The organism is Zoogloea sp. GDB6 (assembly GCF_056724105.1).
In genome coordinates, this window is record NZ_CM161497.1 from 749,936 (window position 1) to 772,452 (window position 22,517).

The window sequence follows — 22,517 nt, forward strand, 5'->3', positions numbered from 1 at the left end:
GCGGGCCGGCGGCAAATAAGGCTGGGTACCTACGTGTCGATACGTAGTGGCGATGGCTGCCCCGCGAGGGTCAGTCCGCGTCCGTCAGTAGACCACTGGTGCTGAGCAACTGGCTGAGTTCGAACAAAGAGGTGGCTCCGGTCTTGAGCAGGATGTGGGAACGATGGACTTCGACAGTCCGGAAGCTGATGCCGAGTTCCCGGGCGATTTCCTTGTTGGTCTGCCCCGCGGTGGCCAGTTTGAGGATCTCGAACTCCCTTTCGGTCAGGGATTCGAGCCTCCTGCGTGCATTTTGTCGAACCCGTTGGGCTTGGCGCCGTGCGTGGGCGAGAGCTAGGGCGCTTTGCACGCGATCCAGCAGCAGGGCACCGTCCACCGGCTTGGTCAGGAAGTCTGCAGCACCTGCCTTCATGGCGCGTACCGTAGTCGGAACGTCGCCATGGGCGCTGAGGAAAATGGTCGGTAGCATGCAACCCCGCTGGTTGAGTTCTTCCTGCAACTCGAAACCGCTCATTCCCTCCATCCGCATGTCAAGGATCAGGCAGCCGCGGATCTCTGCATCCAGGCCGGCCAGGAAGGCTTCCGCGCTGGGATAGGTCCGGCAGTTCAGGCCGACTGTCTCGATCAGGAGAGAGATGCTGTCACGCACAGCGGCGTCGTCATCGACGAGGTAGACGGTGTCGGATTCGATCGGCTGGTTCATTTGGCGTAGAGAAGGGTGAAATGGAAGGTCGTCCTTGCTCCCGGTGGCGATTCAACCCAGATCGTGCCACCGTGGGCTTCGACCAGGTGGCGGGTGATGGCCAGGCCCATGCCCAGACCATAGGGCTTGGTGGTGAAGAAGGGGTCGAAGACCCGGCGCAAGATCGCTTCGTCCATGCCAGGGCCGCAGTCCTCGACGGACAGCAGAGCCATGTCCGGCTCCGCGTGGGTACGCACACGCACCGTAACGACAGGCTGCGGAACCGCTGCACCGAGCATGGCTTCGACGGCGTTCTGGATCAGGACGATAAGGATCTTGTCCACCTGAACCCGGTTGGCGAGTACCGGGGGCAGGCCAGGTGCGAGGTCGACGATCGGTTCGAAGCCGCCTATGCCGATCGACTCAACGAAGCGGAGGGCGCGGCGTACTGCCTTGTTCAGGTCCACCGCCTCCTTCGGCGCGTCGCCTTTGTGGAGGAACGCGATCAGTTCGCGGACCACCCGCCCGGCCCGCTGAGCCTGCTCCATCGACCGGGCGAGCGCGTGTTGCAAGCGTTCGGGGGCCGGACTGGTCTGCTGCAGCATGCGCATCGCGGCCTCCGAGTAGGCCGCAACCGCGTTGAGGGGCTGATTCAGTTCGTGGGCGATGGCGGCGGCGGTTTGGCTGGCGACCTGCAGTGTCAGCATCTGTTCGAGTTCCCGGCGGAGTGCGCGCAGCGCGGTTTCGTTCCGCTCGCGTTCGCTGATGTCGCGGATAAAGGCGAAGTGATGTCCGCCGGCGGCGGCCGAGTAGGAGCAACTCACCTCCACCGGCCATATCTCGCCATCCTTCGCACGGTGCAGGGTTTCGAAACAATCGCTCCCTGTCAGCTTTACTCTCTGGATATGGGCTTGCACTTCCTCGGGTGACTCGCTGGCTTCGAGTGCCCCTATGTCCATCGCCAGCAACTCCTCGCGGCTGTAGCCGGAGCTGCGGACATACGCGTCGTTGACGGTCAGCAGGTGGCCGCGCTCATTGAGCATCCAGTAGCCGTCAGGGGCTGTTTCGATGGCGGCTTGATATTGAGCATTTTGTACCGCCAGCGCTGCTGCAGCTTCCTTGCGTGCCGAGATGTCCTCCGTGAAGATCACGATACCTCCTACTGCATTGTCCGATGTAAACCATGGTCGGACTTCCCAGCGCAGCCATTGCACGTTCCCATTGAGCCGCTCGAAGCGGTCTTCTTCGGTGCGTATGACTTCTCCAGCAAGGCCGCGACGATGAACCGCCCGCCAGGCATCTGTCACTTCTGGGAATACGACGTAGTGCGATACGCCCAGAATATCGTGCCCCTCCAGGCCGTAATCCGCGAGCCAGCGGCGACTTACGGCCAGATAGCGCATTTCGCGATCGAACATGGCCAGCGCTGCAGGGGCGTGGTCCATCAATAACTGAAGGCGGGCTTCACTTGCACGTTGAGCCGCTTCAGCCATCTTCTTGGCGGTAATGTTCTCCTTTATCCCTGCAAAGTGGCTTATTTGCCCGTCGTCATTTCTGATCGGCGAGATGATGGCCGATTCCCAATAAAGGGTGCCGTTCTTGCGGCGATTCTGGAATTCGCCGTACCACACTTTGCCGGCCTTGATGGTTCGCCACAGTTGTTCATAATCTTGAGCCGCGGTGTGGCCGGATTTCAGGATGCTTGGCTTCATGCCGATTACGTCGACGGCGTTGTAGCCGGATATTTCGGTGAAGGCCGGATTGACGTATTCGATGATGCCGTTGGTGTCGGTGATGATGACGGCGCTGGCGGACTGCTCTATCACCCGCGAGAACTTGCGCAAGCCTTCTTCAGCCTGTTTGCGGGAGTGAATGTCCTCGACGACTGCGATGAGATATTCCGGCTGGCCATCCGGAGTGCGTACGACCGATACGCCGAAAGTCACCCAAACAGTCTGACCATCCTTGCGGATGCAGCGTCTTTCCTTGGTGCATTTGTTCGTTCCGCCGCTGGATAGCTGTGCGAGGCTGGCTACGGTGACGTCCCGGTCGTCGGGATGTACCAGATCCTGCAGCCGCAGCTGGCGCAGTTCGGACTGGCCGTAGCCTAGAATCTCAACGAGCCGCTCATTGACTCGCAACCAGCCTCCGTCCAGAGCCAGCAGCGCGAATCCGACGGCAGCCTGTTCGAAGGCGGCGTCGAGACAGTTCCATTCCGAGCCGGCTCGCGCTGACCGTGGCTTCAAGCGTCGCAGCCGTTTGCCGGCAACATCCTTTGGGTGCATCCGTGTCATTCCATGTCCCCTCGACGCGCCGGTTTGCAGGTCGGGCGGCAGCTTCCCTGGTTGGTAGGCTGATGATGGCCGGTCTTTATTGATCGCCTATTTGACGGGCGTCAATTCTGTCCTGGCATCTTGCCAGCCTGCTACAGAAATAGCCGCGATCCGTGTCACGGATGATTGCGGGAAACAGAGCTATTTGGCCGGCGATAGCTCGAGAACGAAAAAAATGAAATCAGGTGTCAAGTCTCGTCTCTATTTTTATCCTTTTCCTACGTGTTGGCACGTAGGTGTTTGGTTGTATTGGATTGGATATTTCATTTAAGGACTATAGAAAAAAGAATGTCGCCAGACAAATTGACGGATGAGGAGGAAGAAATGAGGGACATGCTGACCGGGTTGCCGGATCGCTCCATGTTCATGGACATACTGCGACAGACGGTGGAAAGAGGAGAGCTGCACGGTAACTGCTGCGCAGTGGTGCTTGTTACGCTCGATGGCTTGCCTGAAGTTAACCTGCGCAACGGGCGCAGTGCCGGCGATGCTGTGTTGCGCTCGGCGGCGGACAGCCTGCGCGGCTGCATCAGCGAACGCGACATGGTGGCCAGGGTTGCAGGTAATGCGTTTGCGTTGATCTTGTCGGGTGTGCACCGACGCGCGGACATTCAGCGGGTAGTGGCGGATCTGCGAGCGGCGTTGTCGCTTGGGGTCATGGATGATGACTTGTACCTTCCGATCCAGGCGAGTCTCGGCGTGGATGTCTACCCAGATGGCGGAAAGGATCCTGCGGGACTGTTGGCTCGGGCAGGCCGGGGGGCGACAGGAGGGGCGGCAGCAGTCAGAGCGATGCGTCACTGATCTGTTTGTTGGGAGGAGAGGCGCGGCCGCCGTTAAAAAAACGGCGGCCGTTTTACTGGCCGCCGTCGAGGCTCCCAGGGGACGCATCTCCCCGTTCTGAAGAAGTCTCAGCCGATCACGGGATCATCCAAGTGAACACATAGGCCTGCAGCGTGGTGATGATGCCGACCATGGTGGCGAAGGCCAGGCTGTGCTTGACGGTGAAGCGGAACAGGTCCGACTCCTTGCCGACCAGGCCGACGGCCGCGCAGGCCACGGCGATGGACTGCGGCGAGATCATCTTGCCGGTGACGCCGCCGGTGGTGTTGGCGGCCACCAGCAGGGTGTCATGCACGCCGACCTGGTGGGCGGTGGTGGCCTGCAGCGAGCAGAACAGCGCGTTGGACGAGGTGTCGGAACCGGTCAGGAACACGCCCAGCCAGCCGAGGAACGGGGCGAAGAACGGGAACATCTTGCCGGTGCCGGCCAGCAGCAGGGCCAGCGTGGCGGACAGGCCGGAGTAGTTGGCGATGAAGGCGAACGCCAGCACCATGCCGATGGAGTAGATCGGGCGCTTCAGCTCGATCACGGTTTCCTTCAGGGTTTTGGCGGCTTCGCTGGACTTCATGCCAAGCACGACCATCGTGATGATGGCGGCCAGGAAGATCGCAGTGCCGGTGGCGGACAGGAGGTCCAGCTTGTACACCGCGGCGTAGGGCGTGGCCTTGGTGACGATGGGCTCGACCTTGGTGACCATGTTGTCGAGCATCGGCACCGGGAACTGCAGCACGCTGGCGTAGAGGGCGCCGCCCTTGGCGAACAGGGCCTTGAAGGGCTTGAGGCTCCAGATGGTGACCATGATGGTCAGGATCAGGAACGGGGACCAGGCCTTGGCGACTTCACCGAAGCTGTAGTGCTTGTCCTCGCCCAGCTCGGCGTGGTGCTGCTTGTCGAAACGGAAGATGTTCTTCGGCTTCCAGTTCTTCAGGAAGATCGTCAGGCAGATCAGGCTGACCAGCGCGGAGGTGATGTCCGGCAGTTCCGGTCCGATGAAGTTGGCGGTGAAGAACTGGGTGATGGCGAAGGCGCCGCCGGCCACGATGATCGCCGGCCAGGTCTCCTTGATGCCGCGCCAGCCGTCCATCATGGCAACCAGCCAGAAGGGCACGATCACCGACAGCAGCGGGAGCTGGCGGCCGGCCATCTGGCCGATCTTGAACGGGTCGATGCCGGTCACCTGGCCGCTGACGATGATGGGGATGCCCATCGCGCCGAAGGCCACCGGAGCGGTGTTGGCGATCAGGCACAGGCCGGCGGCGTACAGCGGGTTGAAGCCCAGGCCGACCAGCAGCGCGGCGGTGATCGCCACCGGAGCGCCGAAACCGGCCGCACCTTCCAGGAAGGCACCGAAGGAGAAGCCGACCAGCAGCATCTGCAGGCGCTGGTCGTCGGTGATCGACACCACCGACGCGCGGATGATGTCGAACTGGCCGGTCTTAACGGTGATCTTGTAGAGGAATACCGCCGCGATGATGATCCACGCGATTGGCCACAGGCCGTACAGGAAGCCGTAGCCCGCCGAGGCCAGGGCCATCTGCACCGGCATCTTGTAGAAGAAGATCGCCACGGCCAGCGCGATGATCACGGTGACGGTGCCGGCGATATGCCCCTTGAGGCGCAGGATGGCCAGCGCGACGAAGAAGAAGATGATCGGCAAGGCGGCGACCAGCGAGGACAACCAGAGGTTGCCCAGCGGGTCGTAGATCTGCATCCAGGGTTGCATTCGGTATTCCTCCTTTGATGAATGCGTTGGTCGTTTCTATCTGTGGTGAAAACGGGGGCGGGCCGGCGTCAGCAGGTCGCCAGGCGGGCGGCCTCGGCGCTGCATTCGTCGAGCAGATGGACGATGGAGCGGTAGGGCAGGCCGGTGGCGGCGGTGAGGCCGATCTCGCAGGTCTGGTTGCTGGAATAGCCGCCGCAGCAGCCGGCCGGCACGTCGGCGTGCAGCTTGCGCAGCGCGTGGGTGTTGAGTTCGGGCACCACGAAGCCGCGGTCGCCGCCGAAGCCGCAGCACTTCACCTCGGCGGGCAGCACGACCTGGTCGGCGCAGGCGCCGGCGAGCTGTTTGAGCTTGGCTTCGAAGCCCATGCGGCGGGCCGAGCAGTTGAGGTGCACCAGGATCGGGTCGGTCTTCTTGTGCAGCATCAGGCGCGGCAGCAGTGCGTCGTGGGCGAATTCGACGAGGTCGTACACCTTCAGGCGCTCGGCCAGGAAGGTCTTCATGCGCAGGGAGCAGGCGCTGGCGTCGAGGATGACCGGGTATTCGCCGTTGTTGCTGGCCTTCAGCAGGGCGGCTTCCAGTTGGGCCGACTTGCGGTCGGCGTCGTCGGCGAGGCCCTTGCTGGCGAAGGACTGGCCGCAGCACAGGCTGTTGACGTCGTCCGGCACGATGGGCGCGTAGCCGGCCCGTTCGAGCACGCGTATGACGGTTGCGGACAGAGCGTGTTCCGGCGTGTCGGCGCCGAACATGCGGCCGGCGCAGGTGGGGAAGTACACCACCTTGTCGCCGTCGGTCCGCGTGGCGCGGCCAGCCGGCTGGGGCTTGGGCATGCCTTCCTTCCAGGCGCCGCCGGTGAGGCGCGACAGGGCCTTGGTGCCGATCACCGCCTCGGCCAGGTGGCCGGCCTTGAGGGCGGTGCGGGCCAGGGCCTGGGTAGCACCGAAATGGTTGGCCGCCACGTGGCCGAGCTGGCGGGCCACGCTGGACAGCTGGTCGCCGCGCACCGCGCGGGTCAGGGCGCCGGTCTCGATGCCCACCGGGCAGGCCGTGGAGCACAGGCCGCAGGTGGCGCAGGTGTCGAGGCCCATGTAGAGGTAGTCGTCGCCGAGCTGGCCGAAGGCTTCGCCGGCGGCCTGGCGGCGCGACAGCTCGCGCCAGCCGACGATGCGCTGGCGCGGCGACAGAGTCAGGCCGTGGGACGGGCACTGGGGCTCGCAGAAGCCGCACTCGATGCAGCGGTCCACCGGGGCATAGAGCTGGCCGGCGGCGGGCATCGGCTTGAGGTGCTTGAGGTGGGCCTCGGCGTCGTCGTTGATGATCACGCCGGGGTTGAGCAGGCCTTCCGGGTCGAAGAGCTGCTTGATCTCCTTCATCAGTCCGTAGGCCTTGGCGCCCCATTCCAGTTCGACGAAGGGGGCCATGTTGCGGCCGGTACCGTGTTCGGCCTTGAGGGAGGCGTCGTACTTGGTGACCAGCACGGTGCACAGCTCGTCCATGAAGGCGGCGTAGCGCTCCACCTCGGATTCAATGCCGAAATCCTGGGTGAACACGAAGTGCACGTTGCCTTCCAGCGCGTGGCCGAAAATGATCGCCTCGTGGTAGCCGTGCTTGGCGAACAGGTGCTGCAGGTCCAGGCAGCAGGCGGCGAGGTCCGGCACGGCAACCGCCACGTCCTCGATGATGACCGTGGTGCCGGGCTTGCGCACTGCGCCGACGGCGGGGAAGGTGCCCTTGCGGACGTTCCACAGGCGCTCGATCTCGGCCGGGTCGGTGGTGAAGGCCGGGCTCTCGATCAGTGGGTAGAGGTTCAGCTCGTCGAGGACGGCGGCGATGCGCTCGTCGAGGGCGGCGGCATTGGGCGCGCGGGTCTCGATGAGCAGCGCGGTGGCGCCGTCGGCCAGGGTCTTCAGCAGGGCCGGCATGCCCGGCTTGTGGGCGACGCAGCGCAGGGAGGCGCGGTCGAGCAGCTCCACGGCGTCCACCGGCTGGTTCTTGAGGCCGGCCACGGCGCGGCAGGCGGTTTCCATGTCGTGGAAGAAGGCCAGCGCGCTGGCCTTGTGGGCGTACTCCGGCACCGTGTTGTAGGTGACCTGGGAGATGAAGCCCAGCGTGCCTTCCGAGCCGATCATCAGGTGGGCCAGGATGTCCACCGGGTCGCTGAAATCCACCAGCGCGTTGAGGCTGTAGCCGGTGGTGTTCTTGATCTTGTACTTGGCGCGGATGCGCTCGGCCAGCGCGTGGTCGGCGCGCACGTCGGCGGCCAGCGTGGTGAGGCGTTCGAGCAGCCAGCCGTGGCTGGTCTTGAAGGCGCCGACGCTGGCTGCGTCTCCGGTGTCCAGCACGGTGCCGTCGGCGAGCAGCACGCGCACCGAGGCGAGGGTGTTGTAGCTGTTCTGGGCGGTGCCGCAGCACATGCCGCTACTGTTGTTGGCGGCGATGCCGCCGATCTTGGCGGCGTTGATCGATGCGGGGTCGGGGCCGATCTTGCGGCCCAGCGGGGCCAGGCGGCGGTTCACCTCGGCACCGATGATGGCCGGGCCGACGCGCACGGTGGCACCGTTGGCGCCGATGCGGCAGGTGGCCAGCCCTTCGCCGAGCAGCACCAGCACCCCGTCGGTGACGGCCTGGCCGCACAGGCTGGTACCGGCGGCGCGGAAGGTGACCGGGCGGCCGTGCTGGCGCGCCAGGTCGACCACGTCGCGCACTTCAGCCTCGTCATTGACGACCGCCACCACCTCCGGGATCAGGCGGTAGAAGCTGCCGTCGGTGCCGTAGGCAAGGCGGCGCAGTTCGTCGGTAATCACGCGTTCGGCGGGCAGCCGCAGGCGCAGGGCGTCGATGAGAGCGGACACGGTGGGTACTCCCGGGGTGTGGGATAGGGGTTGCAATAGGGTGAAAATGGCCTGGTTTCGGGGGCGGAAGCGGTCCGCCCCCAGGCGCTAACGGCGGTCCTTGACCATGTCCCTCAACCGGCGTGCTGCGGGCTGCAAGGGCGTGCGGGCCGCCGTCCAACCGCTTTGCTTGCGCGGCGTAAGGGCCCGGAAACGGGTGGCCAGCCAGCTGAAGGCCCGGTAGGTGGATGGGCGGCCGTAGAGGCGCGCCCACATCCGCCAGACGAAGCTGATCTTCGGGTCGTAGGCGGCGCCCTGGCCGACCATCGCCGGGTGGGCATGGGGCGCACTGTTGGCCTCGCCGCGCAGGCGGATCAGCAGTTCGGGGATCGGAATCTTCACCGGGCACACTTCGCCGCAGGCGCCGCACAGGCTGGAGGCGGTGGGCAGCAGGTGGGTCTGCTCCAGGCCCATCATGTGCGGGGAGACGATCTTGCCGATCGGGCCCGGGTAGGTGGTGCCGTAGGCGTGGCCGCCGATGCGGGTGTACACCGGGCAGTGGTTCATGCAGGCGCCGCAGCGGATGCACTGCAGGGTCTTGCGCAGCTGCTCGTCGGCGTAGGCCTGGCTGCGACCGTTGTCGAGGAGGACCAGGTGCACTTCCTCGGGGCCGTCCTTGTCGCCGGCCTTGCGCGGGCCGGAGATCATGTTGAAGTAGGTGGACACCGCCTGGCCGGTGGCCGAGCGGGTGAGGATCGAATACAGCGGGGCGACGTGCTCCAGCTTCTCGACGATCTTCTCGATGCCGGTGATAGCGATGTGCACCTTGGGCACCGTGGTGCACATGCGGCCGTTGCCTTCGTTCTCGACGAGGCACAGGGTGCCGGTCTCGGCGACCGCGAAGTTGACGCCGGAGAGGCCGATGTCGGCGCTCTCGAACTTGTCGCGCAGCACGTTGCGGCCGATCCGGATCAGCGCGTCCACGTTGTCGGTGTAATCGACGCCAGGGATCTTCTCGGCGAACAGCTTGGCGATCTGCTGCTTGGTCTGGTGGATCGCCGGCATGATGATGTGGGAGGGCTTTTCGCCGGCGAGCTGGACGATGTATTCGCCCATGTCCGACTCCAGCGCGCCGACGCCGGCGGCTTCCATCGCGTGGTTGAACTCGATTTCCTCGCTGACCATCGACTTGCCCTTGACGATCAGCTTGGCCTGATGCTGACGCGCGATGCCGAGCATGATGGCGTTGGCTTCGTCGGGCGTTTCGGCCCAGTGCACCTTGACGCCGTTGCGGGTCAGGTTGGCTTCGAGCTGTTCGAGCAGGTCGGGCAGCTTGGACAGGCTGTACTGGCGGATGCCTTCCGACAGGCTGCGCAGGGAGTCGAGCTCGTCCTGATCGGGGAACTGGGCGGCCCGCTTGGCCATCAGGAAGTCCATCGCGCCGCGGAAGCTCTGGCGCAGGTGCGGGTTGTTCACCGCGTCGTGCATGCGCTCGCGCAGGGCCTGGGCGGAGACGAAGGCGATCGGCTGGCCGGCGGATTGCTGCTGGGGCTGGTGGCTCACTGGGCATCTCCTTCGGCGTTGATGACGATCACGACGAGTTCCTTCGGGCCGTGGGCGCCGTAGGCGAGGGTCTGCTGGATGTCGGCGGTCTTCGACGGGCCGGAGATCAGCAGCGCATTGGTAGGCAGGCCGGCGGCCCAGTTCTCGGTGCGCAGCACGTCGAAGAAGGTGGGCTGGATGGTATTGGCGTCGAGCAGTGCGAAGTGGATCGGCGGCACCAGCGACAGGGTGCGCGGCTCCGCCTCGGACGACCACAGCATCAGCGTGCCGGTCTCGGCGATGGCACCGCGGGTCTGCGTGAAGCCGGCATCGGCACGGTGGAACAGGTCGGCCTTGAGTTCTTCGACCTGGCCGGCCCAGGGGCGCAGCGTGGTGGCCGGGAAGGTGGCTTGCTCAAGGCGCTGGCCGGCCGGCGTGTCGGCGCCGTAGAGCATCGTGGCGACCTGCTTGTCGGCGCACAGGCGGGCCAGCAGGGCGGGCCAGTCGGCTTCGCTGCTGATATGGACTTCCGCGTGGAAGCTCTCGATGCCGGCGCGGAAACGGGCCAGGCGTTCGGTCTTGGCCTCGCCGCGGGCACGCGGCGTGTAATGGGCGTCCAGGTCGGGCAGGGCGTTGGGCTCGGCCGGCCGGGCCGCGCGCAGCTTGGCCAGGATGCGGTCGCGGGCGCTCATTGCTGATCCCCTGCCGGCTTTCCGCCGGTGCGGCGGAGCAGGAAAGTGGCCAGATGCTCGCCGGGCAGGGAGGGCTTGGCACGGCGGGCGTCCAGGTCTTCCTTGGCGGCCCGCTTCGTGATGTTGAGCATGCAGCCGCAGTCGGCGGTGACCAGCTGGCTGGCGCCGGTGGCCTTGAGGGACGCGACCTTGTCGGTGACCATCGCGGTGGAGATGTCCGGGTGCTTCAGCGAGAAGGTGCCGCCGAAGCCGCAGCATTCGGACTCGTGGTCGTGGTGGGCGAGGGTCACGTTGCCCAGGCGGGCCAGCAGTTCTCGGCCGACCAGGTGGGTGCCCATCTCGCGGCGCGCAGAGCAGGATGTGTGCAGCGTGACAGTGGTCGCAGGGCCTTCGTCCTTGCGGTTGAAGCCGACCACGTGCAGCAGGAACTCGGCGAATTCGTAGGTGCGCGCAGCGATGGCGGCGGCGCGGGCCTGGAGGGCTGCATCGTCACCGACGGCCTTCTCCCAGTGCCAGCGGATCATGCCGCCGCAGGAGCCGGACGGAACGACGATGGGGTAGTCGCCAGGGAACAGGTCGAGCTGGGAGGCGACGACGTGGCGGGCTTCTTCCGGAAAGCCGCTGGTGAAAGCCGGCTGGCCGCAGCAGGTCTGGTTGTCCGGGAAGATCACGCGGATGCCTTCCCGTTCGAGGAGGGTGATGGCATCCATGCCCGCTTCGGGGACGAACATGTCCACCAGGCAGGTTCCATAGAAATAGACCGCCTCGGGGCGGGACGGATAGCTGCGTGCCTGATGTCCGGCATGCGTACTGACCACGGGTGTGCTCACGTCTCCTCCAGTCTTTGTCTCGCCTGCAAGTGCGGAAGCGCTGTTCCGTGCCGCGGCGTTATGAGTGTTCGAACCGGCCATCGGGTAAAATGGTAAGACCAATTTATCTCGTTCGCGGGAACTTTACGCATTGGCGAAAATCGAGTCAATTATCCAAAACCCTGATACCTCCGATTTTCCGATTTATAGTCTCTGGAGAGGTACTTGTCCGCTGTCGGGGAGTTGTTGGCGCGTTTTTGCCGTCGTAATATTGTGGTCTGACCACTTGATTGAGATTCCGATGAGTAGCAACGGCAAGCTGGTTGTCCAGCGCCTTTCCGACACTATTGCCCTCGAACTGGAGCGGCGCATCCTGGAGGGCGCGCTGAAGCCCGGCGACCGTCTGCAGCCCGAGCGCGAGCTGGCTGCGGAATTGGGCGTGTCCCGCCCGTCCCTGCGGGAGGCCCTGCAAAAGCTGGTTTCCAAGGGCTTGCTGCACAGCCGCCAGGGCGGCGGAACCTATGTGACGGACCGGCTCGACGCCGGCTTCACCGACCCCTGGCAGGAGATGCTGGGGCGCCACCCGAATGTGCAGGAAGATCTGTTGGAGTTTCGTGGCATGCTGGAGTCGGAAGCCGCGTCGCTGGCGGCCCGGCGGGCCACGGACGCCGATCTGCTGCGCATCGGCGAGGCCTACGGGCGTGTCGAGGCGCTGTTTGCCCAGGGGCCGTCGGCGGAGGTTTTCGAGGAGCAGGTGAAGGCCGATCTGGCCTTTCACCAGGCCATTGCCGAGGCGGCTCACAACGTGATGTTCGGGCACCTGACCGCCAGCCTGTTCCGGGTGACCCACGACCACATCGACCGCAATTTGCGTCACCTGCGCCGTCTCGAAGAGGACTGGCTGGAACTGCGCGGCCAGCATGCGGCGATCTGGGAGGCGGTGCGCACTCGTAACGCCCAGGCTGCCCAAGTAGCAGTCCGGCGGCATATGGATTTCGTGCAGGAGAGCATGCGTGCCAGCGCACAGCACGAGGCGCGCGAGTCCCGGGCGCAGGTGGCCCGCAAACTGGCCAAGGCAGCGGACTAGCGGGACGGACGCGCTAGAATCGGCATTTTCGTGTATTCCAGGATATGCCAATGGATTCCCTTGATGCGTTGCGCGCCGGCAGGCTGGCCGGCGCCCGCCACCTCAAGCTGGCATGTGGCTTGACCGAATTTCCGCCGGAGATTCTTGAACTGGCCGATACGCTGGAGGTGCTCGATCTCTCCGGCAACCGGCTGGCGTCCCTGCCGCCCGAACTGTCGCGCCTGCACCGTTTGCGCATCCTGTTCTGTTCGGGCAATCCCTTCACCGTGCTGCCCGAGGTGCTCGGTGAATGCCCCCGGCTCGAGATGGTCGGCTTCAAGTCCTGCGACCTGCATACGGTGCCGATGGCTGCGTTGCCTGCCAGGCTGCGCTGGCTGATCCTGACCGACAACGCGATTGCCGACCTGCCGGCGGCCATCGGCCACTGCGCCGGCCTGCAGAAGCTGATGCTGGCCGGTAACCGGCTGCGCGCCTTGCCCGACGCGATGGCGGCGTGCACAGGCCTGGAATTGCTGCGCATTTCGGCCAACCGGCTGACGGCTCTGCCGGCGTGGCTGTTTGAACTGCCGCGTCTGTCGTGGCTGGCCTATGCGGGCAATCCATTCTGCGCCTCCGTCGAGCGTTCGCGCCTGGGCGGTGATGCGGCGATCCGCATCCCGCGGGCCGACCTGTCGTTAGGCGAGCGGCTTGGCGAAGGGGCGTCCGGCGTGATTCGTCTGGCCGCGTGGGCCGGCAGTGGTGGAGAGCGCCCGGTGGCGGTCAAACTCTTCAAGGGCACGATGACGAGCGACGGCTTGCCGCAGCACGAGATGAGGGCCTGTCTGGAAGCCGGCGACCATCCGGGCCTGATCCCCGTGCTCGGCCGCCTGGAGGCCGAGGACGAGGCCGCCGATGGCCTGGTGATGGCCTTGATCGATCAGGCCTTTGCGAACCTGGCCGGGCCTCCCAGCCTGGAGTCCTGTACGCGCGACGTCTATGCGGACGGTGCCACCTTCACCATGGATGCAGTTCTGCGCATCGCCGGCGGGATCACCTCGGTGGCCGCCCATCTGCACCGGCGTGGCATTCTCCATGGCGATCTGTATGCGCACAACATCCTGCACACCGGCGAAGGGCGGGCGCTACTGGGGGATTTTGGTGCCGCTTCCTTCTTCGCGCCAGACGACGAAGGGTTGGCGCCTGCGCTGCAGCGTATCGAAGTGCGCGCCTTCGCCTGCTTGCTGGAAGAGTTGATCGTTCGCTGTGCAGAATCGGGGCCGCGGTTGCAGTCCTTGGAACGTCTGCAGAGGCTCTGTGCGGATCCTGTTCCCTCACGGCGCCCGTTGTTTGAGGACGTGGAGGCCGAACTGGCGCGCATTGCGGCGCTGGCGCTGCACTTCAGCTGACGGCCTGAGCGGGCTGCGTGTCCTCCGCCACGGGCGGGGCTCGGCGGTGGTTGATATGCCGTTGTTGGCGGATTACGCTGAGAATCAGGGTAGACGGGCGTGTCCAGCTACAGCCCCGGCGGCGGAAAGGATGTGTGCTGTGAAGGTGACCGTGTCCATGCTGTTGGCCGGGCTACTGGCTGGTTGTGGTGGCATGCTTCCTACTTCCCAGCAGGAGGTCGGCAAGCGCTGGCGCGACTTCGACGATGTCAAAAGTACCTTCGACCAGATCGTGCCCTACCAGACGGGTATGGATGCAGTACGAAAGCTGGGCTTCGATCCCTATACGACCCCGAACATGCAGATCCTCAACCACTCCCAGGTGGTGCGTGCGGTGCTGCCATCCCCGCTGCAGGATCCGGCGACGGTTCCGAAGGGTATCCAGGAGTGCATGAAGGTGCAGGACGGCTGCGTGGGCTATTTCATGGAGCCGAGCAATGTGGACCGCAAGCGGGTCGGCAACTTCATGCTCGATTTCCTCAATTTCAAGCGCAATACGTTGGTGACCGGCTGGCGTTTCGGCGCGCTGATCGTCGTCATCGACGACAAGGTCGTCTATAAACAATGGAGCGGCCAGCCGCGTATCGAGGAAAACGAGGTGCGCCACAACCCCTTGGGACCATTGCAGGGGGTTGGTGAGGCGCTGCGGCCGTCGCCGTAGTTGTACCTGGAAATCGATCACGCGGCGTGTCCTTGGGCCTAATGTTTGGGCGCCGCGTGCCGTAAAATGAAAAGAACGCACCATCTGGAGAGTCAGGTGGTGGAATCACCAGGAGTACATCATGAGCGTTAGTTCGGTCAGCGGCGCCTCCAGCGCTGCCTTCACCCAGGCCCTCCAGCAGCAGGCCGAAGCCAGCAAGGTTCAGCAACAGCAGGCGCCGGAGGATGTGCGCAAGAAAGAGGAGCAGCAGGCCCAGGCTGCGCAAGCCGCCCAGACCGCTCCGGAGCCCACGTCGAATCTGAACGGGCAGGTCGTCGGGCAGGTTGTCAATACTTTCGCCTGATCCTGTCGGCGTATCGGCGGCATCATAAAAAACCCCGGTCTAAGCCGGGGTTTTCGTTATTCGTTGTGCCGTTGTCAGGCTGCCAGCGGAATGGCTGCTGCCGTATCTGTGCTGAGTTTCTCCAGGCGCTGGAGGATGGCTTGCCGCATCTGCTCGCGGGCCAGTCGTTTTTGCTGTGTCCGCTTGCGGTGATGGCGGTCAATGTCCTCCAGGGGTTTTTCCGTCAACGGTAGTTGAATGGTGCTGCGCCCATCGGTCGATGGCTGTGCCTGGAACGGTTCGAATGCCTGGCGGTACAAGGCCTCGAGGCGAGCCTGGCCGAGAGGTGTCTGGTAGTGCTCGTCGGGGGCAATAACTCGGATCCGGTCCAACTCCAGGAAGGAGAGCAGGGCGATCAGGCTGTCCATCAGCAGGAACAACGGCGCCAACTGGGCGTGGCACTTGCGGAATTCCTTGACCCGCTCGTGCTGGCCGATACAGCCTTGGTTCCGGCAGATCAAGGCGCTGTGGCTGCCATCTGCGTGCCTCTGGAAGAGAAAGCCAAGAGCATGACTCCATACACCGTCAATGAAGAGTACCAACTGGAATTCCCCTTCGTTGCGGATCGTGTCCCGGGTCAGCAGTACTAGGCGTACTTCGGCAGTCATTGCGGGGTATTGGACCGACCACAGGCTGAGTTCGCCCTCCGCCAGGGTGTCAAGCAGGGAGGGAGGAAAGCGGTCGAGCAGGAAACGGTAGTGATCGTGGATGTGGCGCAGCGACTCCTCTACCGACCAGCGGCGTGAAACATAGTCCCGGTAATACCTCTCGTGCAGGCGAGGGGGCGTGCCGGCAAAAAGGCGGGTCAGGCGCTCGTTGAGAAACAGGGATTCCAGCGTGCGTGCTTCTGTGCGGAGTCGCTTGTAATGCCAATCTTGCCCCATGCGGCGCAGGCGGCGTTTCAGCTTGTACAGGCGGTAGGCAGGATTCAGGCTTTTGTGCAGGAAGCGGGCGAAAGTCTGGGCCATCGGGCGGGCTCGAAGCGGATACGTTGTGCCGATAATCCTACGGATAAAATCTTAACTTTTACTGACAAATTCTTAAAAATTCTCTGCGTTCAGGTGGAATTTACGAAAATATCTGTATTGGATAGTGGTTTCTGCGGTTGCCGGAGGTGGCTCCGGCTTCACTTATGTGCTCGAACGGTTGCCGTGAGTTGCATGTGCCGTGCTGCTGGGAAACCAACGCCGGCGAGCCATTTGCCACTGCTCCGGTGACAGGAACAGCTCGATGACTTCCATCTGTCGCGGCTCGACATGTTTGCGCCGTTCGATGCCTGTGGGGGATTTACCTTCGAGCTGCCGGCGCTCGCCTCCAGTGCGGCGTTCAACGCCATTCCAGCGCTTTGTCGTTGCGTGAGTCGAGCCCATCTGCGTCTCCCTTGTCCTTGTTGCTCTGCATTCTCCCGGCCTCGCCAACTTTTTTCCGAGAACTATGTCTCGCAGTGGAAAGTGGAGCGCTGCCCGTTACAGGGATTTGCAGAATCTGTCGAAAGGGGGCCGATTTTCCGGCCATCGACAGGAAAGAAGTGGCGTATCCAGATTGGCGTAACCTGTGTTCTCCAATTCCATGGCCGAACACGGCAAGCTCAAGGGGGCGCATCAGCTTCGAAGATAAGAACTCGTGAGTACCCTTGCTGACGCGACCTTCTTCAGCGTTAATGCATCAGGGCGCATCGATGTGAGTGTGAGTGCCGATGGGCGTGTTGGTGGAAACCTTCAAGGCTTGGGGTATTCGACAAATTTCATTGGTACTTGGCGCATCACTGATGATGCAAAGTTCTGCTTCGATTACACGCCGAACTTTGTAGGTGCGACACGCCGGACGTCTTGCTCTTACTATTTTCAGCTTGGAGATGAATATTTCGTGTCGTCGTCCAGGTCGGATCTGGCGGCATCCGTCACGCCCGGAAAAATCAAGCATTGATATTTACTAGGTCAGGCTCATGCGCTTCAAGAGCCGATCCGCCGCTGTGGCGGGTTTTTGTGCCTGATCGGCGGGAGAATAGAGCGACGGGGGAGGGGCGAGGGCGAAAAACAAAAAGGCCAACCCTCGCGGATTGGCCTTTTTGATCGAATCTGTTGGTGGTGATGGGCGGAGTCGAACCGCCGACCTATGGGTTATGAATCCATCGCTCTAACCATCTGAGCTACATCACCGACCGAAGCCCGCTATAATAGTGACTTGATGGTTGTTGGTCAACATGTGATGAAAAAACTTTATATCCGGACTTTCGGTTGCCAGATGAACGAGTACGACTCGGACAAGATGGCGGATGTACTCGGTGCGGCCGATGGGCTGGAAAAAACGGACAATCCGGAAGAGGCGGACGTGATCCTCTTCAACACCTGTTCCGTGCGCGAGAAGGCGCAGGAGAAGGTTTTCCACGACCTTGGGCGGGTCAAGCATCTCAAGCAGCAGAATCCCAATTTGATCATCGGCGTCGGCGGTTGCGTGGCAAGCCAGGAGGGCGAGGCCATCGTGGCGCGCGCGCCTTATGTAGATCTGGTGTTTGGGCCGCAGACCCTGCATCGCCTGCCCAAGCTGATCGCCGAGCGCAAGGCGTCGGGGCGCTCGCAGGTGGATATCTCCTTCCCGGAAATCGAGAAGTTCGACAACCTGCCGCCGGCCCGCGTGGAAGGGGCGAGCGCCTTCGTGTCGATCATGGAGGGCTGTTCCAAGTACTGCACCTTCTGCATCGTGCCCTATACCCGTGGCGACGAGATCTACCGCCCGCTGGCCGACGTGCTGGCCGAGGTGGCAGGGTTGGCTGCCCAGGGCGTCAAGGAGGTGACCCTGCTCGGTCAGAACGTCAACGCCTGGCGTGCGCCGGTGGATGGCGATGGTGGCGAGATGGCCGACTTTGCATTCCTGCTCGAATGCGTGCATGAAATCCCCGGTATCGAGCGGATCCGCTACACCACGTCCCATCCCCGCGAGATGACGCAACGTGTCGTCGATGCCTACGCCAAGCTGCCCAAGCTGGTGTCGCACCTGCACCTGCCGGTGCAGGCCGGTTCCGACCGCGTGCTGGCGGCAATGAAGCGCGGCTACACGGTGCTCGAATACAAGTCGCTGGTGCGCAAGCTGCGCGGCGCGCGGCCGGACATCTCCCTGTCGTCCGACTTCATCGTCGGCTTCCCCGGCGAGACCGAGGCGGATTTCGAGGCGACGATGAAGCTGATCGACGATCTGGGCTTCGACACCTCCTTCAGCTTCATCTACAGCTCGCGTCCCGGCACGCCGGCCGCCGACCTGGCCGACGACACGCCGCAGGACGTCAAGCTGGCGCGTCTGTCCCGCCTGCAGAAGCGCGTCGAGGAGAACGCCGCGAAGATCAGCGAGAGCATGGTCGGTACCGTCCAGCGTATTCTGGTGGAAGGGCCGTCGAAGAAGGACCCGAACGAGCTGGCCGGGCGCACCGACAACAACCGCGTCGTCAATTTCGCCGGTAATCCGCGCCTGATCGGGAATTTCGTGGACGTCACCATCGTGTCGGCGCTGCCCCATTCCCTGCGTGGCGCGATCGTCACCCGGGACTGAGGCGTCGATGATCCTGTCTTCCCCCGCGGGCGCGGCTCTGGCAGCATGCGTCCGATGAAACCGACCGAAATCGTCCTGCATCCTCTCGACAACGTGCGCCTCGCCAATCTGTGCGGGGCGCTCGACGAGAACATTCGCCAGATCGAAACAGCCTTCGACGTGACCATCGCCCGCCGTGGCGAGCGCTTCACGCTGAACGGTGAGCCGCCGCAGACCCAGATCGGGGCGCGGGCGCTGCGCCATTTTTATGGCCGCGCCGATAACCCCCTGTCGGTGGACGACATCCAGCTCGGCCTCATCGAGTTGAGCAATCTGTCCCAGGCCAACCAGCCGGCACCGGCCTTGCTGACCCGCAAGAGCGAGCTGCATGGCCGCACGCCGCGTCAGGTGGATTACCTGCGCCAGATCCAGGAGCACGACATCACCTTCGGCATCGGTCCGGCCGGCACCGGCAAGACCTACCTGGCGGTGGCCAGTGCGGTGGATGCTTTCGAGCGGGAGCACGTGGAGCGCATCGTGCTCACCCGCCCGGCGGTGGAAGCCGGCGAGCGCCTCGGCTTCCTGCCCGGCGACCTGGCCCAGAAGGTGGATCCGTATCTGCGTCCGCTGTACGACGCGCTCTACGACCTGATGGGCTTCGACCGCGTGACCAAGCTGTTCGAGCGCGGCTGTATCGAGATCGCACCGCTGGCCTTCATGCGCGGGCGCACCCTGTCGCGGGCCTTCATCATCCTCGACGAGGCGCAGAACACCTCGCCGGAGCAGATGAAGATGTTCCTGACCCGCATCGGTATCGGCTCCAAGGCGGTCATCACCGGCGACCTGACCCAGGTGGATCTGCCGCGCGGCCAGAAGAGTGGCCTCGGCGAGGCCGTGCAGGTGCTTGCCGACGTACGCGGCGTCGCCTTCACCCAGTTCCTCAAGGAAGACGTGGTGCGCCACCCGCTGGTGGCACGCATCGTCGCCGCCTACGAGAGCCACACCCAGAACCGCAACCAGCAACAACAGAACCCGCAATGAGCGACATCAAGCTGCCCCGCCGCCTCGACCTTTCCGTGCAATACGCCTGCAACAGGGAGGGCGTACCCTCTCGCGCCGAATTCCGTCGCTGGCTGCGGGCGGCCGAACCCGGTGCCGCGCGGATCACCGTGCGCATCGTTGATGAGGCCGAAGGGCGGGAACTCAACCGGGATTACCGGGGCAAGGACTACGCCACCAACGTGCTGACCTTTGCCTATGATGAAGGCGAGGACATGCCCTTGCCGGAAGGTTTGCCGCTGATGGGCGATCTGGTGCTGTGCCGGCAGGTCGTCGAGCGCGAGGCGGCGGAGCAGGGCAAGGCCGTGGACGCGCATTACGCTCACTTAAGCGTGCATGGTATGCTGCATTTGCAAGGCTTTGACCACGAAGAAGATACCGAGGCCGAGGAGATGGAAGCGCGGGAGCGCACGATCCTGGCTGAACTGGGTTATGCCGACCCCTACGCGGGGGAACGCTAGCAGGAGACTCGATGGTGGGCTGAGCAATGCGCCATGGGCAATGGTGGACCGTATGGTCGGCCATTGCCCATGGCCCATTTCTCATCCACCCTTTTTATGGAACCCTATAGTAGTAAACCGTCTTTGCTCGAACGGCTGTCCGCGCTCCTGACCCGGGAGCCGGAAGACCGGGAAGAGTTGTTGCACCTTCTGCATTCCGCCCACGATCGCAACCTGTTCGACGCGGATGCCCTGGCCATCATCGAGGGAGCCTTGCAGGTTTCCGACATGAAGGTGCGCGACGTGATGATTCCCCGGGCGCAGATGGACGTCGTCAATGTGGACGACTCCATCGAAGACATCACCCGTTTCGCCATCAACGCTGCCCACTCGCGCTTCCCGGTCATCGGTGAAGGCAAGGACGACGTGGTCGGTATCCTCCTCGCCAAGGACCTCCTGCGGGTCTTCGCCGGCGAAGCCTTCGATCTGCGCGACATGCTCCGCCCGGCCGTCTTCGTGCCGGAATCCAAGCGCCTCAACGTGCTGCTGCGCGATTTCCGTGTCAGCCGCAACCACATGGCGATCGTCGTGGACGAGTACGGCGGCGTGGCGGGGCTGGTCACTATCGAGGACGTGCTGGAGCAGATCGTCGGCGACATCGAGGACGAATACGACTTCGACGAGACCGCCGACAACATCCGCCTCGACCAGGCAGGCCGCTATCGCGTCAAGGCTGGCACAGAGATCGAGGACTTCAACGAAGCCTTCAGCACCACCTTCAGCGATTCCGAGTACGACACCGTCGGCGGCCTGCTGATCCGCAAGCTCGGGCGCCTGCCCAAGCGCAACGAGGTGGTGGACCTGGAGGGATTGCGCTTCCAGGTGCTGCGTGCCGACAGCCGGCGCGTGCATTCCCTGCTCGTCGAGCGTCTGCCCGATCCGGAAGCGGTCGGCGGCTGATGCGGTTCTTGCGTCAGGGCGCGGCCCTGCTGGCGGGGGGCGCGTCAGTTCTTGCTTATGCCCCGTTCGAACTTTTCCCCGTCACCGCGCTGACGCTTGGACTGCTCTACTGGCTGCTCGGCGCGGCATTGGCCGACAGCCGGCGTCCCCTGCGGACCGGCTTCTCCATCGCCTGGGCTTGGGAACTCGGCACGATGCTGGCCGGCGTTTCCTGGCTGTACGTGGCGCTGCACCGTTTCGGCGGCATGCCGATGGCGCTGGCGGCACTGGCGATCCTGCTTTTCTGCGCCTTCGTCTCGCTTTATGCGGGCTTTGCGGGCGTCCTGTTCGCCCGCCTGCGGCGTGGGCGGCCCGGCTGGGATGCGGCGCTGTTCGCCGCCCTCTGGCTGCTTTCCGAATGGCTGCGCGGCTGGGTGTTCACCGGTTTCCCGTGGCTGGCCAGCGGCTATAGCCAGAGTCCACCGAGTCCGCTGGCGGGCTTCGCGCCGCTGTTTGGGGTGTATGGCGTCGGTGGCCTGCTGGCCCTGCTGGCGGCGCTGGGTGTCGAGGCGCTGCAGCGGCGCAGCGGGCGCCTGCTGGCGGGCGTCGCGGCGATGCTGGTTGTGGGCGCGGGCCTGCGCCAGGTGGCCTGGACCGAACCCGTCGGCGAACCGGTGAAGGTCGCCCTGCTGCAGACCAATGTGGAGCAGAGCCTCAAGTGGCGTCCCGAAATGCTGCGCCACTGGCTGGAGCGCAACCTGACGATGCTGCGCGACAACCCGGCCCAGCTCGTCGTGTTGCCGGAAACCACCATCCCGCTGTTGGTGGACGATCTTCCGCCCGGCTACCTGGACGCGGTGCGGCAGATCTCTGTGGCAAACGGCGCCGACGCGGTGCTCGGGACCTTCACCCGTGATGGGGATGGGCACATCTTTAACGCGGCGATCAGCCTGGGCCTGTCGCCGTCCGGCCACTACGCCAAGCAGCACCTGGTACCTTTCGGCGAGTATTCGCCGCCGATGTTCCGCTGGTTCTACGACCTGGTCAGCATTCCGATGGCCGACCAGACCCGTGGTGCCGCGCGCCAGCCGCCGCTGCACCTGGCGGGACAGAAGGTGGCCATCAACATCTGCTACGAAGATGTCTTCGGGGAGGAGCTGATCCGCAGCCTGCCGGAGGCGACGCTGATGCTCAACCTCTCCAACCTGGCCTGGTATGGGGACTCCTGGGCCCAGCCCCAGCATCTGCAGATCGCCCGGATGCGCGCGCTGGAGACTGGGCGGCCAATGTTGCGCTCCACCAACACCGGCATGACCGCGGTGGTCCGGCCGGACGGCAGCGTGCAAGCGGTGCTGCCGCCGTTTGAGGCTGGTGCGCTGCATGCCGAGGTGCGCGGCTACCAGGGGCTGACACCCTACGCCCGCTGGGGCAACTGGCCGGCGGTGGGCTTGGCCCTGTTGCTTGTGGTGGCTGTTGCTGCGGGGGCTCGCCGGCGCACCTGAGTTCGTCGGGTTATCATTCGGAGTATCCAGTTTCAATGCAGTGCGCTGC

Annotated in this window: 20 protein-coding genes and 1 tRNA gene; 11 read left to right on the top strand and 10 right to left on the bottom strand. The window is 64.1% G+C overall.

What is annotated here, in order from left to right:
* Positions 1-70 precede the first annotated feature (70 nt).
* Both AC1PQG_RS03395 and AC1PQG_RS03400 read right to left on the bottom strand, forming a co-directional pair.
* Positions 71-703: a response regulator transcription factor gene (locus AC1PQG_RS03395; RefSeq protein ID WP_481121268.1), complete on the bottom strand. Its 633-nt coding sequence runs from the start codon at positions 701-703 to the stop codon at positions 71-73.
* On the bottom strand, positions 700-2,967 hold the full coding sequence (locus AC1PQG_RS03400; protein ID WP_481121269.1) for a PAS domain S-box protein: 2,268 nt from the start codon (positions 2,965-2,967) through the stop codon (positions 700-702). The genes AC1PQG_RS03395 and AC1PQG_RS03400 overlap by 4 nt, the downstream gene beginning before the upstream one ends.
* Before the next feature lie 336 nt (positions 2,968-3,303).
* Here AC1PQG_RS03400 and AC1PQG_RS03405 point away from each other — a divergent pair, with 336 nt between their 5' ends.
* The gene (locus AC1PQG_RS03405; protein WP_481121270.1) at positions 3,304-3,819 is read left to right on the top strand and encodes a diguanylate cyclase domain-containing protein; all 516 of its coding nucleotides are present in this window, start codon (positions 3,304-3,306) and stop codon (positions 3,817-3,819) included.
* A 115-nt stretch (positions 3,820-3,934) separates the two neighbouring features.
* Here the strand turns inward: AC1PQG_RS03405 and lldP are convergent, their stop codons facing one another.
* The 5 genes from lldP to AC1PQG_RS03430 all read right to left on the bottom strand — a co-directional run bounded on the left by lldP (position 3,935) and on the right by AC1PQG_RS03430 (position 11,473).
* On the bottom strand, positions 3,935-5,581 hold the full coding sequence (gene lldP / locus AC1PQG_RS03410; RefSeq protein ID WP_481121271.1) for an L-lactate permease: 1,647 nt from the start codon (positions 5,579-5,581) through the stop codon (positions 3,935-3,937).
* A 68-nt stretch (positions 5,582-5,649) separates the two neighbouring features.
* Positions 5,650-8,430 (bottom strand): FAD-binding and (Fe-S)-binding domain-containing protein, encoded by a 2,781-nt coding sequence (locus AC1PQG_RS03415; protein ID WP_481121272.1) that lies wholly within the window; start codon positions 8,428-8,430, stop codon positions 5,650-5,652.
* Between the two features lie 87 nt (positions 8,431-8,517).
* Positions 8,518-9,897 carry a LutB/LldF family L-lactate oxidation iron-sulfur protein gene (locus AC1PQG_RS03420; protein WP_481122961.1) on the bottom strand — a complete coding sequence of 460 codons (1,380 nt, stop codon included), beginning with the start codon at positions 9,895-9,897 and terminating at the stop codon, positions 8,518-8,520.
* A gap of 71 nt (positions 9,898-9,968) precedes the next feature.
* Positions 9,969-10,643 carry a LutC/YkgG family protein gene (locus tag AC1PQG_RS03425; RefSeq protein WP_481121273.1) on the bottom strand — a complete coding sequence of 225 codons (675 nt, stop codon included), beginning with the start codon at positions 10,641-10,643 and terminating at the stop codon, positions 9,969-9,971.
* Positions 10,640-11,473 carry a (Fe-S)-binding protein gene (locus tag AC1PQG_RS03430; RefSeq protein WP_481121274.1) on the bottom strand — a complete coding sequence of 278 codons (834 nt, stop codon included), beginning with the start codon at positions 11,471-11,473 and terminating at the stop codon, positions 10,640-10,642. The genes AC1PQG_RS03425 and AC1PQG_RS03430 overlap by 4 nt, the downstream gene beginning before the upstream one ends.
* 280 nt (positions 11,474-11,753) lie before the next feature.
* Between AC1PQG_RS03430 and AC1PQG_RS03435 the strand changes: the two genes are divergently transcribed.
* The 4 genes from AC1PQG_RS03435 (at position 11,754) to AC1PQG_RS03450 (ending at position 14,967) form a co-directional block, all read left to right on the top strand.
* On the top strand, positions 11,754-12,539 hold the full coding sequence (locus tag AC1PQG_RS03435) for a FadR/GntR family transcriptional regulator (protein ID WP_481121275.1): 786 nt from the start codon (positions 11,754-11,756) through the stop codon (positions 12,537-12,539).
* 50 nt (positions 12,540-12,589) lie between these two features.
* Positions 12,590-13,924 (top strand): leucine-rich repeat-containing protein kinase family protein, encoded by a 1,335-nt coding sequence (locus AC1PQG_RS03440; protein ID WP_481121276.1) that lies wholly within the window; start codon positions 12,590-12,592, stop codon positions 13,922-13,924.
* Positions 13,925-14,117: 193 nt separating this feature from the next.
* Positions 14,118-14,624, top strand: a complete 507-nt coding sequence (locus tag AC1PQG_RS03445; RefSeq protein ID WP_481121277.1) for a hypothetical protein — start codon at positions 14,118-14,120, stop codon at positions 14,622-14,624.
* 121 nt (positions 14,625-14,745) lie between these two features.
* A complete protein-coding gene (locus AC1PQG_RS03450; protein ID WP_481115650.1) occupies positions 14,746-14,967 on the top strand; it encodes a hypothetical protein in 222 nt (73 codons plus the stop codon).
* Positions 14,968-15,041: 74 nt separating this feature from the next.
* Here AC1PQG_RS03450 and AC1PQG_RS03455 read toward each other — a convergent pair whose 3' ends face one another.
* Positions 15,042-15,974, bottom strand: a complete 933-nt coding sequence (locus AC1PQG_RS03455; RefSeq protein WP_481121278.1) for a DUF535 family protein — start codon at positions 15,972-15,974, stop codon at positions 15,042-15,044.
* Positions 15,975-16,136: 162 nt separating this feature from the next.
* Entirely contained in the window at positions 16,137-16,376 is a 240-nt protein-coding gene (locus tag AC1PQG_RS03460) for a hypothetical protein (RefSeq protein WP_481121279.1), read from the bottom strand.
* Between the two features lie 253 nt (positions 16,377-16,629).
* Here AC1PQG_RS03460 and AC1PQG_RS03465 point away from each other — a divergent pair, with 253 nt between their 5' ends.
* Positions 16,630-16,932, top strand: a complete 303-nt coding sequence (locus AC1PQG_RS03465; protein ID WP_481121280.1) for a hypothetical protein — start codon at positions 16,630-16,632, stop codon at positions 16,930-16,932.
* Between the two features lie 156 nt (positions 16,933-17,088).
* Here the strand turns inward: AC1PQG_RS03465 and AC1PQG_RS03470 are convergent.
* Positions 17,089-17,165, bottom strand: a tRNA-Met gene (locus AC1PQG_RS03470).
* A gap of 49 nt (positions 17,166-17,214) precedes the next feature.
* On the opposite strand from AC1PQG_RS03470, the gene miaB reads away from it, so the two are divergent.
* From miaB to lnt, 5 genes are all read left to right on the top strand, one after another.
* On the top strand, positions 17,215-18,549 hold the full coding sequence (miaB, locus tag AC1PQG_RS03475) for a tRNA (N6-isopentenyl adenosine(37)-C2)-methylthiotransferase MiaB (RefSeq protein ID WP_481121281.1): 1,335 nt from the start codon (positions 17,215-17,217) through the stop codon (positions 18,547-18,549).
* A gap of 54 nt (positions 18,550-18,603) precedes the next feature.
* Positions 18,604-19,569 (top strand): PhoH family protein, encoded by a 966-nt coding sequence (locus tag AC1PQG_RS03480; protein WP_481121282.1) that lies wholly within the window; start codon positions 18,604-18,606, stop codon positions 19,567-19,569.
* A complete protein-coding gene (ybeY, locus tag AC1PQG_RS03485) occupies positions 19,566-20,048 on the top strand; it encodes an rRNA maturation RNase YbeY (RefSeq protein ID WP_481121283.1) in 483 nt (160 codons plus the stop codon). The genes AC1PQG_RS03480 and ybeY overlap by 4 nt, the downstream gene beginning before the upstream one ends.
* Positions 20,049-20,144: 96 nt before the next feature.
* Positions 20,145-20,987 (top strand): HlyC/CorC family transporter, encoded by an 843-nt coding sequence (locus tag AC1PQG_RS03490; protein ID WP_374480279.1) that lies wholly within the window; start codon positions 20,145-20,147, stop codon positions 20,985-20,987.
* Positions 20,987-22,468: an apolipoprotein N-acyltransferase gene (lnt, locus tag AC1PQG_RS03495; protein ID WP_481121284.1), complete on the top strand. Its 1,482-nt coding sequence runs from the start codon at positions 20,987-20,989 to the stop codon at positions 22,466-22,468. Before AC1PQG_RS03490 ends, lnt begins: the two co-directional genes overlap by 1 nt.
* Positions 22,469-22,517: the final 49 nt, after the last annotated feature.

Coding starts and splice junctions, on each gene's coding strand:
- AC1PQG_RS03395 (WP_481121268.1), bottom strand. CDS start 703: ATGAACCAGCCGATCGAATCCGACACCGTCTACCTCGTCGATGACGAC.
- AC1PQG_RS03400 (WP_481121269.1), bottom strand. CDS start 2,967: ATGCACCCAAAGGATGTTGCCGGCAAACGGCTGCGACGCTTGAAGCCA.
- AC1PQG_RS03405 (WP_481121270.1), top strand. CDS start 3,304: ATGTCGCCAGACAAATTGACGGATGAGGAGGAAGAAATGAGGGACATG.
- lldP (WP_481121271.1), bottom strand. CDS start 5,581: ATGCAACCCTGGATGCAGATCTACGACCCGCTGGGCAACCTCTGGTTG.
- AC1PQG_RS03420 (WP_481122961.1), bottom strand. CDS start 9,897: ATGCACGACGCGGTGAACAACCCGCACCTGCGCCAGAGCTTCCGCGGC.
- AC1PQG_RS03425 (WP_481121273.1), bottom strand. CDS start 10,643: ATGAGCGCCCGCGACCGCATCCTGGCCAAGCTGCGCGCGGCCCGGCCG.
- AC1PQG_RS03435 (WP_481121275.1), top strand. CDS start 11,754: ATGAGTAGCAACGGCAAGCTGGTTGTCCAGCGCCTTTCCGACACTATT.
- AC1PQG_RS03440 (WP_481121276.1), top strand. CDS start 12,590: ATGGATTCCCTTGATGCGTTGCGCGCCGGCAGGCTGGCCGGCGCCCGC.
- AC1PQG_RS03445 (WP_481121277.1), top strand. CDS start 14,118: ATGCTTCCTACTTCCCAGCAGGAGGTCGGCAAGCGCTGGCGCGACTTC.
- AC1PQG_RS03450 (WP_481115650.1), top strand. CDS start 14,746: ATGAGCGTTAGTTCGGTCAGCGGCGCCTCCAGCGCTGCCTTCACCCAG.
- AC1PQG_RS03455 (WP_481121278.1), bottom strand. CDS start 15,974: ATGGCCCAGACTTTCGCCCGCTTCCTGCACAAAAGCCTGAATCCTGCC.
- AC1PQG_RS03460 (WP_481121279.1), bottom strand. CDS start 16,376: ATGGGCTCGACTCACGCAACGACAAAGCGCTGGAATGGCGTTGAACGC.
- miaB (WP_481121281.1), top strand. CDS start 17,215: ATGAAAAAACTTTATATCCGGACTTTCGGTTGCCAGATGAACGAGTAC.
- AC1PQG_RS03480 (WP_481121282.1), top strand. CDS start 18,604: ATGAAACCGACCGAAATCGTCCTGCATCCTCTCGACAACGTGCGCCTC.
- ybeY (WP_481121283.1), top strand. CDS start 19,566: ATGAGCGACATCAAGCTGCCCCGCCGCCTCGACCTTTCCGTGCAATAC.
- AC1PQG_RS03490 (WP_374480279.1), top strand. CDS start 20,145: ATGGAACCCTATAGTAGTAAACCGTCTTTGCTCGAACGGCTGTCCGCG.
- lnt (WP_481121284.1), top strand. CDS start 20,987: ATGCGGTTCTTGCGTCAGGGCGCGGCCCTGCTGGCGGGGGGCGCGTCA.